The organism is Polynucleobacter arcticus, assembly GCF_013307205.1.
In the GTDB taxonomy this organism is placed as follows: Bacteria; Pseudomonadota; Gammaproteobacteria; order Burkholderiales; family Burkholderiaceae; genus Polynucleobacter; species Polynucleobacter arcticus.
In genome coordinates this window covers 412,785-426,754 of record NZ_CP028940.1, presented here as the reverse complement: position 1 = coordinate 426,754, position 13,970 = coordinate 412,785, and the positions used below count along the sequence as shown (strand labels likewise).

Below are 13,970 nucleotides of genomic sequence, written 5' to 3'. Positions count from 1 at the left end.
GTTTAAAGTGGGGCTTCATTCGAACACCACACTTTCGTGTTCTAATCCCCTGCAATATGATTACAGTCGTTATCGCCTCCTATAAGTACGGTCATCTTGCAGCGCACTGCATTGAGTCCTTGTTGTCTCAAACAACAGCCCCTGCCAGAATTCTGTTTGTTGATGATGGCGCACATGATTGCAGCCATTTACCCGCCCTATATCCCGATATTGAATATATTCTGAGGCCGCAGAATTTAGGTACTGTAGATAACTTCCACGATATTTTGATGCGGGTTGATACGGAATATGTTCTATTCATTGGTGCCGATAATTGGCTCAGATCGGATGCAATTGAGCTGCTATCAAATGCGAGTGCCGATATCGTTACCTATGACATTGTTGTTACTGGCGAACTCAAGGAAGAGATTCATGATCGTGTTCCTGGGGAGACCAAGCCCTATCAAGGAGATCTGTATTGGGATAGAGATGGCAAGCATCATGGCTCGATGATGTACCGCACAGCCTTAGGTCAGCAAGTCGGCTACAAAAGAAGGTATGTAGATGGCGTGCATCCACAAGAAGATTGGAATCTCTGGGACAAGATGCGCGAGCAGGGTGCCACGGTAGCCAGCCTGAGTGAGGGTCTCCTCTTCTACAGAAGACACCGCGAAAATTTTCTAAAGTATGACCATCTCGTTGATGCTCTTGAGGAGGAGGCTTAAGCCCCCTAGGCTGGTGTTGTTCTCATGCTGGTGATGCTATCTTGATCAACATATAGCTTAATCCCCAAGACGCCTGAGCTCTCCCGAACAGGTGCTTTCCTGAGGCTTATTTCTAAGGACTCAATTTCTGGATAGAGAGCACATGCCTCAACTATCCTGGTGACCAATCTTTCTTGGGTCTCGTAGTGTCCATCTGCAGCTAAGCGATCAATTTCAATGACGAGGGGGTCGTAGTCGAATACCCGACTCATGAGATCTTCTGAAATCAAAATGAGGCTAGGATTGATCCATAAAGTCAGATCCAGTAGATGTTGATCGGGAATAGTGGCACCGGGAGCATAAGTTCCAATTTGAGTGATCAGTCGAAGATCTTTTAATTCGATACAGGCTCTGGACGTCATTCGATACTCCCTAGTGGTTGCATCAATTATGTTTAATGAGCGATAGAAATTCTCGACGCAAATTAGGATCTTTCAAAAAAGATCCCCGCATCACACTATTGATCATCTTCGAGTCTGGATCCTTAACACCTCGCCATTGCATGCAGAAATGATCTGCATCCATCACGATGGCAACACCGGTAGGCTTCACCTTCTTCTCAATCATGTCTGCCAGCTCTACAACCGCCTCTTCCTGAATTTGCGGGCGACACATTACCCACTCAGTCAGGCGGGAGTATTTCGAGAGGCCAATCAGGGCGGAGTTCTTATCCGGCAATATCCCAATCCAAACTCTTCCCATGATTGGACATAAATGATGGGAGCAGGCGCTTCTGACGGCAATGGGGCCAATAATCATGAGCTCATTAAGACGGCTGACATTAGGAAATTTTGTCAGTGAAGGTTGCTCTACATAACGGCCATTAAAAACCTCATTCACAAACATCTTGGCAACTCGCCTGCTTGTATTTTTGGTGTTGTGATCACTCTCTGTGTCAATGACGAGGCTCTCCAGAACAGCCTGCATTTTTTCGGACACTTCATCTACCAAAGCATTTAACTCTCCTGGTTGAATAAAAGCGGAGATATTGTCATTTGCGTGAAAGCGCGCTTTTTTAGCTTTGATACGCTTACGGATTATTTCTGAGAGGGGTGCGCCATCGTTCATATAAAAATGTTGGTAGTAAGTTGAGGGGGTGATTAAAGATAAGAAGATTAAATTAGCTAATGAATTTATCTGAAATTGCCATTCTCTGCCGAGCTAGAAAGTAGGGTGTTTTGGCCAGCAGGGATATGCCTCTCTTGGGTGACTTGGGAAATAGTGCAATAAATAAAAATGACTCAATCAATTGAAATAGTTAGATAGAAGGTCTAAGCTAACTTAGACAGAGTTATAAAAATGCTTTTTAGGCTTTCGTAGTCGCTAGATTGGTGACATAATATGAGTGTAAACCCTTACCTACCGGGAGCTACCGTGCTTGATTCGCTTTTATTTAGCCGCATTCAGTTTGGTGCGAATATTTCATTTCACATCCTGTTTCCAACGATTTCCATAGCGCTTGGCTGGTTTCTATTCTTCTTCAAGATTCAGCATATTCGAACTGGTCAAGATTATTGGCAGGAGGCATATCGCTTTTGGGTCAAAATTTTTGCCCTCACCTTCGCGTTAGGCGTAGTGAGCGGCATCACGATGAGTTTTCAGTTCGGCACTAACTGGCCTGGGTATATGGAGACAGTAGGCAATATCGCTGGCCCTTTACTGGCGTACGAGGTATTAACAGCCTTCTTTCTAGAGGCCACCTTCTTGGGTGTGATGTTGTTCGGTGCTAACAGAGTTTCCCCATTAGTTCATACGGTAGCCACATTTTTAGTTGCCTTTGGAACCAGTCTTTCAGCGTTCTGGATTATTGTGCTGAATTCTTGGATGCAAACTCCGCAAGGATTCAAGATGGTTGATGGAAAAGCCTATGCGGTTGATTGGTTAGCCATCGTTTTCAATCCATCAATGCCTTATCGTTTTTGGCATATGATGCTGGCGTCTTTTCTCACGGTATCTTTTTTATTGGCCGGCATTTCTGCTTACCGCTATTTGCGCAATAGTCGCTCCCCAGCGAACTTTCTGGTGATGAAGCTTTCTCTCACTGTAGCGATGGTTCTGATTCCCTTGCAGATCATGCTGGGAGATATGCATGGCCTTAATACACTTCAGCATCAGCCGGCCAAACTGGCTGCGATGGAAGGTATTTGGGAGGGTGGCTCTGGAGTTCCTGCTGTCATCTTCGCGGTGCCTAATCAAAAAACACGTAGCAATGACTATGAGATCAGCATTCCCAAGTTAGCCTCTTTATATCTAACCCATAGTGTGGATGGCGAAGTAAAAGGATTAAATGATTTTGGAGACAAGATTCCTCCTGTAGCCCCCGTGTTCTTTGCGTTCAGAGTGATGGTTGGTATGGGCGTGTTGATGTTGTTATGTTCTTGGATTGGTCGTTGGCAGTTACGACAAAATCGTCAACTCCCCAAATGGATGGCGAGAGTATTGGTAGCCATGACCTTCTCTGGTTGGATTGCTGTTTTAGCCGGTTGGTATGTCACTGAAATTGGTCGTCAGCCTTATTTGGTAACGGGAGTCCTTACAACTGCGCAGGCAGTGACGACCTTGCCAGCAGGCATGGTCTTCTCAACCTTGTTTGCTTATTTAGTCCTGTATGTTGGTTTGTTAGCTGCCTATATCTGGGTAGTCTTCTATCTAGCACGCCAAGCCGATGCGAAAGATGCTCAGGGTCATCCAGCTCCCAAGAAGACGGATTCTTCGTTTAGTCCTTTTGGAGTCTGATTAATGAGCTCAATGGACTTTACTCAAGCCTCGGTTTGGTTGCCCTTATTTTTCTTTGTGGCTATGGGTATTGCCATGCTTTCTTACGTCGTTCTAGATGGCTACGACTTAGGCATTGGAATGCTTCTCAATCGCGGAAATGATGCAGATAAAGATATGATGATTGCATCCATTGGTCCTTTCTGGGATGCGAATGAAACATGGATTGTCTTGGGTGTTGGCTTACTGTTAGTTGCTTTTCCTTTAGCTCATGGGCAGATACTGACTGAGCTCTATTTGCCGGTAGCTGCCATGTTACTGGGGCTAATTTTGAGAGGCGTGTCTTTTGACTTTAGGGTCAAGGTGAACATTGAACAAAAACCGCTTTGGAATTTACTGTTTTATCTTGGCAGTTTGATTGCCTCCGTATCTCAAGGCATCATGATTGGACGGCTGATCGTTGGCTTTGATTCGGGGGCTTTGGGATGGCTTTTCTCCTTATTGGTAGGCTTATGCTTGCCTGCTGGCTATGTCTTGCTAGGGGCTACCTGGTTGATCTTAAAAACCGAGGGCACTCTTCAGCAAAAAGCATTTAGATGGGCAAAGAATAGTCTCTGGTTAACCGGACTTGGTATCGCACTAGTTTCTCTTGCAACACCGTATTTCAGTACTGAAATTATGCATAAGTGGTTTTCCTGGCCGCAAATAATCTGGCTTTCCCCCGTGCCAATCGCTACCGGTATTTTATTTTTACTCACCCTCCGATCTATCAATGCATTGGAAAAAAAATCTACGCAGAAAGAGTGGTTGCCATTTGCGTGCGTAGTTGCCATCTTTTGGCTGGCCTTTTTTGGAATTGCTTACAGCATTTTTCCTTACGTCATTATTGGTAAGGTGACTTTGTGGCAAGCAGCGGCGGCTACTGAGTCGCTCTGGGTTATTTTCTGGGGTGCAATAGTCGTGTTACCCACTATCCTTGGGTATACCTTGTTTTCGTACCGTATTTTCAAGGGCAAAGCGACTGCGCTTACTTATTACTAGTGAGCTGATATCGCTTCATCAGTAAAGGTGACAACGTGATCGGCTACCAGGTGGATACCAATCTTTTCGCCAATTGCATGGTCATGGTGACTGGGCACAAAAGCAAAGATCTCCACACCAGAGGCTAATTTGAGGGTGTACAAAAAGTCCGCGCCCCTGAAGGTTTTGCGGACAACCTCGGCTTGCATGGTGCTATGGTCATCATGCTGAATATCGTCAGCGCGTAACAACACTTCAATTTCTTTGCCCACTTCCTGACTGCGGTCATCGTCCAGATCAAGTTCACCCAGCTCAATCTTGACTTTATTTCCAGCCAGGACAATGCCTTTAACAAAGACGCCACGCCCAATAAAATCAGCGATATAGCGATTGGCTGGTTTGTGATAAAGCTCGTATGGTGCATCCCACTGAAGCACTTTTCCATCCGCCATCACACCAACCTTATCGGCAATAGCAAAGGCTTCAAATTGATCGTGAGTTACCAGCAGGGCAGTGATGTTGTTTGCTTTGAAAATTTCGCGCATCTCACCTGCAAGCCTTTCTCTTAGCTCAATATCTAAGCTGGAGAAGGGCTCATCTAGCAAAATTAAATCAGGCTCTGGGGCCATCGCTCTTGCTAGTGCTACGCGTTGCTGTTGGCCGCCACTTAACTCGTGGGGGTAGGCATCCGCCTTATTTGAGAGAGATACTCTCTCAAGCCATTTCATGGCTACTAAGGATCTTTGATTATTTGGGAGATGTTGCAGACCGAACGCAATGTTTTCTAAAACGTTGAGATGGGGGAAAAGGGCAAAGTCCTGAAACACCATTCCTACTTTTCTTTGATTAGGCGAAAGGTGAACAGAGGCAGAGCTCACGATCTGATCTCGCAAGAGGATTTCCCCTGCCTTAACAGGCTCAAACCCACAAATGGCTCTTAGGACAGTCGATTTACCGCAACCAGACGAGCCTAATAGGCAGCCGATCTCGCCATGGGCAAGATTCAGATTAAGGTCTTTAACGGCAGTGACACGACCTTTGCCGTCACGACTAAGGTAGTCAATTTCCAGCCCTTGGATCGAAAGCAGTGTGCGAGCGGAGTTCATCTCTATAATTTTCTCATTAATACTCATGACGCTAATGGTTTAATGCATAGCTAGAGTCTAAACGGATTGCCGATTGAATGAATCGTATTGTCGTACTGCTTGCCCTGTTGCTATTTTTGCCCCTCTTTGGCTTGGCAGCGCCATTCTTGCTGCCTGGAAATGAGCTGCTAGCTAGTGGCACGCTCAGTCATCTCTGGAATTTTGTACTTGGCGGATACATTGCCTCAACCTCGGTGCTTATTCTTGGGGTTGGAGTAGGGGTATTTATTCTCGGGGTAGGAAACGCTTGGCTGGTTGCTAGCTACGATTTTCCCGGCAAGAAATTATTTGAGTGGGCCTTAATTCTCCCCTTAGCCGTCCCTACCTATGTGATGGCTTATCTATTTGTCGATCTCTTGCAATTCTCAGGTCCGATACAGACTACGTTGCGTGATTTGCTCGGAATAGAATCTTTATGGTTTTTTCCCGATCCTAGGTCGATGAGTGGCGCAATCTGGTCTTTCTCATTCTGTCTATACCCATATGTTTATCTCATTACGCGTACTGCATTCTTAGAGCGCAGCGGCCGCTTGATTGAGGTTTCAGAAACACTGGGATACAGTCCGCTGCAGGGATTTGTGAAGTTGGTATTACCCATGGCGAGACCCGCCATCTTCGCTGGTATGGCATTAGCACTGATGGAAGTCTTGGCAGATTTTGGTGCGGTATCCTACTTTGGCGTACAGACTTTTGCTACCGGCATCTTTAAAGCTTGGCTCTCTTTTGGTGACCGTGTAGCGGCCGTGCAACTTGCCTTGGGCCTCTTAAGCTTTGTTTTGCTTATCTTTTGTATTGAACAAGGCAGTCGTTCAAAGCTCCGTTATGCATCTTCATCGCAGAGTAGGCCACTTGCGAAGGTATTGCATGGCAGGGATGCCCTAGGTGCATTCCTATTTTGCGGCGGCACACTACTTTGTGGTTTTGTATTACCTGCTTTTGCACTTTTACAATTGCTCTTTAAACAGGGCCTCAGTATTGATATTCGGTATTTGGATTGGTTGAGTAACTCTTTAGCGGTGTCGATTCTGACGGCCGTAATCTCGGTTGTATTAGCCATATTTTTTGCCTACTCAGTGCGCCTGAATCCGCGTTTAAGTTGGGTCAATCGATTGCTGGGATTTGGTTATGCGTTACCAGGCGCTGTACTAGCTATTGGCATTCTTTCTTTTTTGGAAATCTTTCAGCTAGCTTGGTGGATGTCAGCCAGCATGCTGGTCTTGGTTTACGCTTATTTAGTTCGATTTCTTTCCTCCAGCCTTCAGAGCGTAGAGGCAGGATTGTCCCGCATCACGCCATCCATGGACGGTTCAGCCGCTTTACTTGGGCTCTCAAGATTGCAGATTTTGCGTCGAGTGCACGTGCCCTTATTAAAGCGCAGCCTAATTACAGCCGGCCTTTTTGTATTTGTGGATGTCATGAAAGAATTGCCTGCAACGCTTTTATTGCGACCCTTTAACTTTGACACCTTGGCAGTTGCGGCCTATCAATTGGCTGCTGATGAACGTTTAGCTGAATTAGCTTTGCCTTCCCTAACCATTGTTTTGGTTGGACTTTTCCCCGTCATATTGCTTTCCCGGGTCATCTCTAAATCTTAATTGATAATCATTCGTATTTGTGATAAATTAGATTTTTCTAATTCTGATCGCAAATACGGCAATGGCAAATCAATCAATCCGACAATTTTTAAGCTCTTGCGCCTTAGTGCTAAGCAGCTTGATGGTTTTGCCCTTGTATGCGCAGGAGGCTAAAGAGCTTAATTTGTATTCAGCTCGTCACTATCAGACTGATGAAGCGCTATACAGTGACTTCACCAAAAAAACAGGTATCAAAATTAATCGTATTGAGGCAGATGACAATGCATTAGCTGAGAGATTAAAAAGCGAGGGTGCTAATAGCCCAGCCGATGTTATTTTGATGGTAGATGCAGCACGATTATGGCGTGCACAAATTGACGGCTTCTTCAAGCCAATCCAATCTAAGTATTTAGAGAGTCGTATTCCCGCTAACCTGCGCTCAAAGCCAGATCCCGAAGGATCGACTTGGTTTGGTTTTTCCACTAGAGCGCGTCTTGTGGTTTACAACAAGTCAAAAGTGAACTCGCAAGATGTAGACACCTATGAGAAATTAGCGGACCCTATAAACAAGGGCAAAATTTGCACTCGCTCAGGTGCCCATCCTTATATGCTGTCCTTGATTGGTGCCATGATTGAACGTCGCGGTGAGCTTGCTACTGAAGCATGGGCTAAGGGCATGGTGGCAAATATGGCTCGCCCTCCAAGAGGGGGTGATACCGATCAGATTAAAGCAGTTGCTTCAGGTGAATGTGCTGTTGCCTTAGCTAACTCGTATTACCTAGTGAGGTTACTGCGCTCTACTAAGCCAGAAGACCAAGAAATCATTTCTAAGATTGGGTTTATTTGGCCTAATCAAAAAACCACTGGCGCTCACATTAATATTGCTGGCGGCGGCGTAGCTAAAAATGCCCCACATCCACAGGCAGCTATGCAGTTTCTAGACTACTTAGCTAGCGATTCGGCACAAGAATACTTTGCCAATGGCAATAACGAATGGCCCGTAGTGAAGTCAGTGAAAATTGAAAATGAAGGTCTCAAAATATTGGGACCATTTAAAGCAGAAAATATCTCAGTTGCTGCAATTGGTAAGAATCAGATCGCTGCACAAAGGCTATTAGATCGGGTGGGTTACAAATAGAATTGGCTAGAATAGATTCCAACTTGATCCACTTTGTGACCTTCCAATGAAAATTTACCAATCTATTGTTGCGCTATCTGCAGGCATTTTTTTGTTGGTATGCGCGACGCCACCAAGTGAGTTTGGAGTCTATCGACAGTCTGATGGCACGGTTGGGGTACATGCTCCCAAATCTGCAAAAGATACAGAGGTCCAGGCGGCCGCAGCAGGGGAGTGTAAAAAACTAGGAAAGCGAGGCGCTACTATTGTTGAGACTCGCAAAACAGTAAACGACCGCTTTCCTATGACCTACATTTTTGTGTGCAATATTTATTAATCCACGATTACTTAGCTAAGTAACCATTTCTTAATAGATTTATTGACACACATTGCATCTAAGGCTAATCCAAAGAACTCTGAGCCATTGGTAATCATGCTTTCAATAGCCTCAACTTTTCCAGACTTAACGCCACGCAAATAGGTAGCTGCGCGATAGCGGAGGAAATGCTCATTCTGGCCATCCTCATTGTCAGTGGAACAAATTTCTAGGTTGCCATAACGGGTTTCTGGGTTGATATTCAGAATGGAGAGACCTAATGCGCCAATGAGCTTTTCTGGGACAGGAATGGGTACATAGGAATAAAGAGAAATCAGCTGCTCTTCCTCATCAACCTCAATAATGTGATCAACATCAAACACATCTTTTTCGGTCAATTCCGTTTCACCCGAATCTCCACCACCAAAAGTAGATTCAAATTGCAGCATTGCTGTATTGCTATCTTTGGAGATCTCGATCATGTCAGGGTAGCCAAGCAGGCCTTTCCACCAGTACATCAATGAGAAGGTGCAGGGCTTAACTTCAACTAAACCCTTTTTAGTGGATTTAGCAAAGTACAGACCATAGAACTCATCATCTTCCTCAAGTCCATATTGATCGACTTTCAGTTGTTTCACGGCTGCAGTCTTAGGAGATTTTTTGACAGCTTTCTTGACGGCTGGTTTCTTCGCTACAGGCTTCTTGGCCGCAACTTTTTTTACTACCGGTTTTTTAGCAATCGCTTTCTTGGCGACTACTTTCTTAGCAACTGGTTTTTTCACTGCCTTTTTAACCGCCTTTTTAGCTGGCACTTTCTTTGCGGCAACTTTCTTAACTGCTTTCTTTGCGGGGGCTTTTTTTACCACCTTAGTAGCTACTTTCTTTTTCGCTGGAGACTTCTTTGTAGCCATGGTCTATTACCCTTCTTATTGGTAGTTAATGTGCTTCGCGCACTAAGTAATCTTACTTCAGTTTTATTCACTTTTGCTGATACCTATATGAGAATTTGCTTTGCCAAATCCATGTTGAGGGCTCCCTTGTTTTTAAAGTTTGCGTAAGGTGGGTAAGGTGCTTGAATTTCAGCCTCAAGTTGCTACACTGAATTGGTATCGTTGTGAATAGACTCAACTTAAGGAAAACCCATGTTCCCTGAATACCGCGAGTTAATCAGCAAGCTAAAAACATCAGATCGTCACTTTTCGCATTTGTTTGATAAGCACAACAATCTCGATTAGCTGATTCAAAGAATGGAGGCTTACAGAGAGCCGAGTACCCCTGAAGGGATTGAAATCTTGAAAAAAGAGAAGTTGCTGCTCAAGGATCAAATTTATGCCGTGTTAAAAAAGGCGAGTAGTTGAGCGTCTATGAACACAAGATGCGATATTGGAGTCTTACATTTTTATTTCGGAGGCGAAGTTGCCCCCTAAAAGTAGGCATACAGCACGACTGCCTCAGATCCCGCGAATGCTGGGATGGCATTTATGTACTTAGTAATAAAGTGAGAATTCAAGTGAATGACTAAAAGACTAAAGATCATCTTAATCACCCTAGGCAGCCTCCTCCTTTTGGGTGGAGTTGGCATTTGGTATGCTGCCTCCGCTGTTGATCCAGTCAAGTTGACGAAATTGCTAGCTACTTCGGTGAAAGTAGCTACAGGCCGAGACTTAAAGATTGTCGGCCCAGTCAATTTAAGCTTTTTCCCTAGGATTTCCGTTTCTGCGGAGCGCTTAAGTCTAAGTAATGCGTCTTGGGCAGATGCGCCCGAGATGTTGACCCTGAAGCGTGTTGAGCTGGATATTAAATTTCTTCCCCTACTGAGTAAGCAGGTTGAAATCGCCAGCGTGAAGCTTGCTGGCCTAGAATTATTCTTACAAAAAAATACAGCAAGCAAGGTGAATTGGGATATGAGTTCAGCTACATCAACTGCTGCAGGATCCACTAGTAATGATTCTGCAACTACATCCTCCTCAGTTGATGGCCTTATCTCCATAGAGAATATCGCTGTGCTTGATGCCCAGATTCAGTACCAAGATGCCTTCAGTTCAATCTCAAGCTATGAAATCAAACGCTTGGCATTGCGCGAGGGTAGTGGTAACACCACCATCTCTCTGGATATGAAAACTCAAGGTCAAGTTTTAGAGTTAAGTGGAAAAACAGGCTCTTTTTCCAGATTGTTCCAGCAGTGGGATGTCTCTCCTAGCCAATTCCCCCTGGACCTGAGCCTCACCCTCAATGGCAAGCTAATGCTGATTAAGGGTGAGTTGGATAAGCAGCCCAAGGCATCACCTACCATTAATTTAGCACTGACTTCCAAAGCATTTGATTGGCCGTCTTTGGGTAAAAGTACTACAGCCCCCCGAAGCATCAACACTGCTAAGTCAGAATCTCCAACGGTGCATCCTGTTAGCAAGCCGCAGTCCACTTACCTATTTAGTAGTGAGGCGATTGGTTTTAATGCTCTACCTCAAGCCAAAGGAAAAATTACGGTCAATATTGTTGAGTTAGGTTTGCCGAACCGTAAGCCCATAGAAAATTTGCAGGCTACTTTGCAATTGGATGGGAATGTGATTGATATCCCTCAGTTGACATTGCAGATGGGCAAGGGATCTGCTGATATCCAGATTCATCTGTCACAACTCAATTCACCAAGCCCTGTAATTTCAGTGAGAGGAGTCACCAAGGATTTCACGCTCGAAAATCTATCGGCTCGAGTTGATCCGAGCTCAAAGGTGAGTGGAGGTGATATGAAGCTTGCTTTCAACCTCAATTCTTCGGGAGGTAGTCTTCATCAGATTGCCGGAAACTCTAGTGGCAAAATCCAGATCAGTGTCAGTCAAGCAAAGATGGGCTCCAACTTCTTAAATGATGCTGGTGACTTCGTCATCACGCTTTTGAACTCGATGAACCCCTTGCGTAAAAAGTCTACTGAAACGATTTTGGAGTGTGCGGTTGCCTACCTACCAATTAATCAGGGGCAGATTAATATTGCTAATACTGTGGGTATCGAGACCGATAGGCTAAATGCGGTATTGGCTGGCTCAATTAATTTGAAGACTGAAGCAGTAAATCTTACAGTGAATCCTCAAGAGAAATCTGGCATTACCACCGGCCTTGATCTCGCTGGATTGGTAAAAATGGGTGGAACACTAATGAACCCTAAAGCAGCCGTTAATCAAACTGGTGTGGTGAATAGTGCGGTCTCCATTGGGTTAGGATTTTTGACGGGTGGCGCATCAATTTTGGCCGAGAATGCTAGATCGATGACCACTAAAACGCATCCCTGCCGAGATGCACTTCACTCCTGGTCTGATATCTACCCTGGGGTACAGTAAGCCTTAAGACAGTATTCCGCTAATAAACAGGCTGAATAAAGAAATAAAGATGCTGGCAAAAAAGGCTGTCCAGAAGCTCGAGATCGTAAAGCCACTAACCACTGCAGAGACCAACATCAGCACTAGTGCATTCACTACCAACAGAAACAATCCCATGGTGAGAACAGTTAGTGGCAAGGTGAGGAGAATTAATAAAGGCTTAACTACGGCATTCGCAAATCCAAGCAGTAGGGCGGCTATCAGCAGTGATCCACCATCTGCAAAACGCAGACCGCTAAAAAGATAACTGGCGACCCAGAGGGATAGTGAAGTGAGGCCCCATTGGACTAAAAACGGAACTAAGTTGCTCATGATGTACATCCTTTTTTGAATATCGCGCTCTAATCTATTTCCAATATTATCAGGGCTTTAATAGTGGGGTGGAATTTCATCCTTTGGGCTGCTGTTAGCTGTGCCATCGGCACTGCTGGCTTGCTCCCGAATGGATTTAAGCTCACGATATAAAAATTCAATCTGCTGTTGTTGCTTATAGATAGTTTGATTGAGTTGATCAATCAGATCTTCGGTAAAGCTCAGCTTAATCTCCAGGTTGGTGATGCGATCTTCAGTCATTTCAATTCCTGTATTAGTGTCTTAAGCATTGACCAATTCAAATCGACCATCTTCCATCTCTGCTTGAGGTCGAATCCAAAAATCATGTGACTGTAAAGATTCATAGACGTAGGCCGGCTCTAAGTTAGCCTCAACATTGGCAAGTAAAACTACTTTGTAAAATCCACCAGTCTTGATATGTCTTAGCTTATTGCCTGGCTTAAAAAGTCCGTCATCGGCATCTGCCATTTTTGGTTTACTCATGTCAAAAAAGCACTTTCTCGGTATGATCTATAAATGACAAATTCTGTCCCGTACTCCATTCTAGATATATCTCCAATCCCCCAGGGATTTACTGCGGCGGATGCCCTACGAAACTCTTTAGATGTTGCGCAGCACGCCAAGGGACTGCACCCCAGTTTTAAAGCTTGAAAGCGTTGTAATCGCTGGTAATCAAAATATCTTCCAGAGCAGCTTGGCTGGCTAGCTGAAGAATCGCATTGTCTTTGCTAATCAATATTGCTGGTCTAAGCTGATGGACCAGATCCAAGAAGATCTGATCATCTGCATCTTGGCACTTCCAAGGCGCGGGGAGTAACTCAGCATCATTCTGTAATGCTGCAAGCGATTGCCATTGCTCCAGAATATTCGCTTGCATTTGACTATCCAGCTTAAAGAGTGGGCGGGAGATTACATCAGCGAATTCTTCTAGGGTCTTCTGACTGGCTACAGCTTGAATACTACGTTCCAGAACGGCTTGTTTTAAGTCAAGCGACCTGACATCATTAAAGACAAAAATATCTAACAAGATATTCGTGTCTAAAACAATGATGTTCATGGTTGTTGGCTGCGCCAAATTTCAGGGGTAATGGTCACTTGTCCCATATCCGAAGATACGTAAGCTTCGCCATCTTGAATATTGACATGTAGCACCATACTGCGCTCCACTAATGTATTCAGTTCTTTAGCCTGCTCTGCTGGAATAGAGACTACTTGGAGATTACGTGCACGAGTTAGCTTATTGGCGATGCCGTCCCACCAGATCTTGCTCGTATGGCCGCCATAGCAATAGACGATCACTTGATCGGACCGACCGCAGGCCTTAAGGATACGTCGATCGTCTGGCTGACCAATTTCAATCCAGAGCTTAATGGCATCGGTGAGGTCTTTTACCCAAAGATCTGGCTCATCCGTGTCGCTTAAGCCCTTAGTGAATGCCAGATCTTCTTGGGCTTGCAGGGCAAACGCAATAATCCGAACCATCATTCGCTCTTCAGTTTCCGAGGGATGCTTGGCTATAGTGAGGGAGTGACTGCCGTAATAGTGACGGTCAGAATCTGCGACGTGGAGGTCGGCTTTGTGGATAGTTGCGCGTAGAGCCATGGCGCATTATCGCCTTTTAAGTGGCCTCATCCGC

General features: G+C 45.0%; 16 protein-coding genes and 1 pseudogene. 8 read left to right on the top strand and 9 right to left on the bottom strand.

All coding sequences use genetic code 11. From position 1 onward, the window contains the following. The first annotated feature begins 56 nt into the window (after positions 1-56). Entirely contained in the window at positions 57-704 is a 648-nt protein-coding gene (locus DN92_RS02320; RefSeq protein ID WP_173959734.1) for a glycosyltransferase family 2 protein, read from the top strand. 5 nt (positions 705-709) lie between these two features. On the opposite strand, the gene DN92_RS02315 is transcribed toward DN92_RS02320, so the two are convergent. Both DN92_RS02315 and folE read right to left on the bottom strand, forming a co-directional pair. Next, positions 710-1,105 carry a dihydroneopterin aldolase gene (locus tag DN92_RS02315; RefSeq protein WP_173959733.1) on the bottom strand — a complete coding sequence of 132 codons (396 nt, stop codon included), beginning with the start codon at positions 1,103-1,105 and terminating at the stop codon, positions 710-712. 22 nt (positions 1,106-1,127) lie between these two features. Then, entirely contained in the window at positions 1,128-1,811 is a 684-nt protein-coding gene (gene folE / locus DN92_RS02310; RefSeq protein WP_173959732.1) for a GTP cyclohydrolase I, read from the bottom strand. Positions 1,812-2,084: 273 nt separating this feature from the next. On the opposite strand from folE, the gene DN92_RS02305 reads away from it, so the two are divergent. Together DN92_RS02305 and DN92_RS02300 are read left to right on the top strand one after the other, a co-directional pair. Then, entirely contained in the window at positions 2,085-3,479 is a 1,395-nt protein-coding gene (locus DN92_RS02305) for a cytochrome ubiquinol oxidase subunit I (protein ID WP_173959731.1), read from the top strand. Between the two features lie 3 nt (positions 3,480-3,482). Then, positions 3,483-4,499, top strand: a complete 1,017-nt coding sequence (locus tag DN92_RS02300; RefSeq protein WP_173959730.1) for a cytochrome d ubiquinol oxidase subunit II — start codon at positions 3,483-3,485, stop codon at positions 4,497-4,499. Here the strand turns inward: DN92_RS02300 and DN92_RS02295 are convergent. After that, positions 4,496-5,584 (bottom strand): ABC transporter ATP-binding protein, encoded by a 1,089-nt coding sequence (locus DN92_RS02295; protein ID WP_173959729.1) that lies wholly within the window; start codon positions 5,582-5,584, stop codon positions 4,496-4,498. The two genes, DN92_RS02300 and DN92_RS02295, sit on opposite strands and share 4 nt — an antisense overlap. Before the next feature lie 77 nt (positions 5,585-5,661). Here DN92_RS02295 and DN92_RS02290 point away from each other — a divergent pair, with 77 nt between their 5' ends. The 3 genes from DN92_RS02290 (at position 5,662) to DN92_RS02280 (ending at position 8,651) form a co-directional block, all read left to right on the top strand. Next, positions 5,662-7,218 carry an ABC transporter permease gene (locus tag DN92_RS02290; RefSeq protein WP_173959728.1) on the top strand — a complete coding sequence of 519 codons (1,557 nt, stop codon included), beginning with the start codon at positions 5,662-5,664 and terminating at the stop codon, positions 7,216-7,218. Positions 7,219-7,339: 121 nt separating this feature from the next. Continuing rightward, positions 7,340-8,335, top strand: a complete 996-nt coding sequence (locus DN92_RS02285; protein WP_173961231.1) for an extracellular solute-binding protein — start codon at positions 7,340-7,342, stop codon at positions 8,333-8,335. A 46-nt stretch (positions 8,336-8,381) separates the two neighbouring features. Further along, complete coding sequence (locus DN92_RS02280; RefSeq protein ID WP_173959727.1) at positions 8,382-8,651, top strand: hypothetical protein; 270 nt, start codon at positions 8,382-8,384, stop codon at positions 8,649-8,651. An 11-nt stretch (positions 8,652-8,662) separates the two neighbouring features. Here DN92_RS02280 and DN92_RS02275 read toward each other — a convergent pair whose 3' ends face one another. Beyond that, a complete protein-coding gene (locus DN92_RS02275; protein ID WP_173959726.1) occupies positions 8,663-9,541 on the bottom strand; it encodes a hypothetical protein in 879 nt (292 codons plus the stop codon). Positions 9,542-9,772: 231 nt separating this feature from the next. Here DN92_RS02275 and DN92_RS02270 point away from each other — a divergent pair. Then, a pseudogene (locus DN92_RS02270) lies at positions 9,773-9,988 on the top strand (HP1242/YdcH family protein). A gap of 156 nt (positions 9,989-10,144) precedes the next feature. Beyond that, the gene (locus DN92_RS02265; protein ID WP_173959725.1) at positions 10,145-11,962 is read left to right on the top strand and encodes an AsmA family protein; all 1,818 of its coding nucleotides are present in this window, start codon (positions 10,145-10,147) and stop codon (positions 11,960-11,962) included. Between the two features lie 3 nt (positions 11,963-11,965). On the opposite strand, the gene DN92_RS02260 is transcribed toward DN92_RS02265, so the two are convergent. The 5 genes from DN92_RS02260 to DN92_RS02240 form a co-directional block, all read right to left on the bottom strand. Beyond that, positions 11,966-12,316 (bottom strand): phage holin family protein, encoded by a 351-nt coding sequence (locus DN92_RS02260; RefSeq protein WP_217426068.1) that lies wholly within the window; start codon positions 12,314-12,316, stop codon positions 11,966-11,968. Between the two features lie 54 nt (positions 12,317-12,370). Next, complete coding sequence (locus DN92_RS02255) at positions 12,371-12,574, bottom strand: SlyX family protein (protein ID WP_173959723.1); 204 nt, start codon at positions 12,572-12,574, stop codon at positions 12,371-12,373. 21 nt (positions 12,575-12,595) lie between these two features. Further along, the gene (locus DN92_RS02250) at positions 12,596-12,817 is read right to left on the bottom strand and encodes a hypothetical protein (RefSeq protein ID WP_173959722.1); all 222 of its coding nucleotides are present in this window, start codon (positions 12,815-12,817) and stop codon (positions 12,596-12,598) included. A gap of 157 nt (positions 12,818-12,974) precedes the next feature. Then, complete coding sequence (locus DN92_RS02245) at positions 12,975-13,391, bottom strand: putative toxin-antitoxin system toxin component, PIN family (RefSeq protein ID WP_173959721.1); 417 nt, start codon at positions 13,389-13,391, stop codon at positions 12,975-12,977. Further along, positions 13,388-13,936: a YaeQ family protein gene (locus DN92_RS02240; protein WP_173959720.1), complete on the bottom strand. Its 549-nt coding sequence runs from the start codon at positions 13,934-13,936 to the stop codon at positions 13,388-13,390. The genes DN92_RS02245 and DN92_RS02240 overlap by 4 nt, the downstream gene beginning before the upstream one ends. Positions 13,937-13,970: the final 34 nt, after the last annotated feature.

Coding starts and splice junctions, on each gene's coding strand:
- DN92_RS02320 (WP_173959734.1), top strand. CDS start 57: ATGATTACAGTCGTTATCGCCTCCTATAAGTACGGTCATCTTGCAGCG.
- DN92_RS02315 (WP_173959733.1), bottom strand. CDS start 1,105: ATGACGTCCAGAGCCTGTATCGAATTAAAAGATCTTCGACTGATCACT.
- folE (WP_173959732.1), bottom strand. CDS start 1,811: ATGAACGATGGCGCACCCCTCTCAGAAATAATCCGTAAGCGTATCAAA.
- DN92_RS02305 (WP_173959731.1), top strand. CDS start 2,085: ATGAGTGTAAACCCTTACCTACCGGGAGCTACCGTGCTTGATTCGCTT.
- DN92_RS02300 (WP_173959730.1), top strand. CDS start 3,483: ATGAGCTCAATGGACTTTACTCAAGCCTCGGTTTGGTTGCCCTTATTT.
- DN92_RS02295 (WP_173959729.1), bottom strand. CDS start 5,584: ATGAACTCCGCTCGCACACTGCTTTCGATCCAAGGGCTGGAAATTGAC.
- DN92_RS02290 (WP_173959728.1), top strand. CDS start 5,662: ATGAATCGTATTGTCGTACTGCTTGCCCTGTTGCTATTTTTGCCCCTC.
- DN92_RS02285 (WP_173961231.1), top strand. CDS start 7,340: ATGGTTTTGCCCTTGTATGCGCAGGAGGCTAAAGAGCTTAATTTGTAT.
- DN92_RS02280 (WP_173959727.1), top strand. CDS start 8,382: ATGAAAATTTACCAATCTATTGTTGCGCTATCTGCAGGCATTTTTTTG.
- DN92_RS02275 (WP_173959726.1), bottom strand. CDS start 9,541: ATGGCTACAAAGAAGTCTCCAGCGAAAAAGAAAGTAGCTACTAAGGTG.
- DN92_RS02265 (WP_173959725.1), top strand. CDS start 10,145: ATGACTAAAAGACTAAAGATCATCTTAATCACCCTAGGCAGCCTCCTC.
- DN92_RS02255 (WP_173959723.1), bottom strand. CDS start 12,574: ATGACTGAAGATCGCATCACCAACCTGGAGATTAAGCTGAGCTTTACC.
- DN92_RS02250 (WP_173959722.1), bottom strand. CDS start 12,817: ATGAGTAAACCAAAAATGGCAGATGCCGATGACGGACTTTTTAAGCCA.
- DN92_RS02245 (WP_173959721.1), bottom strand. CDS start 13,391: ATGAACATCATTGTTTTAGACACGAATATCTTGTTAGATATTTTTGTC.
- DN92_RS02240 (WP_173959720.1), bottom strand. CDS start 13,936: ATGGCTCTACGCGCAACTATCCACAAAGCCGACCTCCACGTCGCAGAT.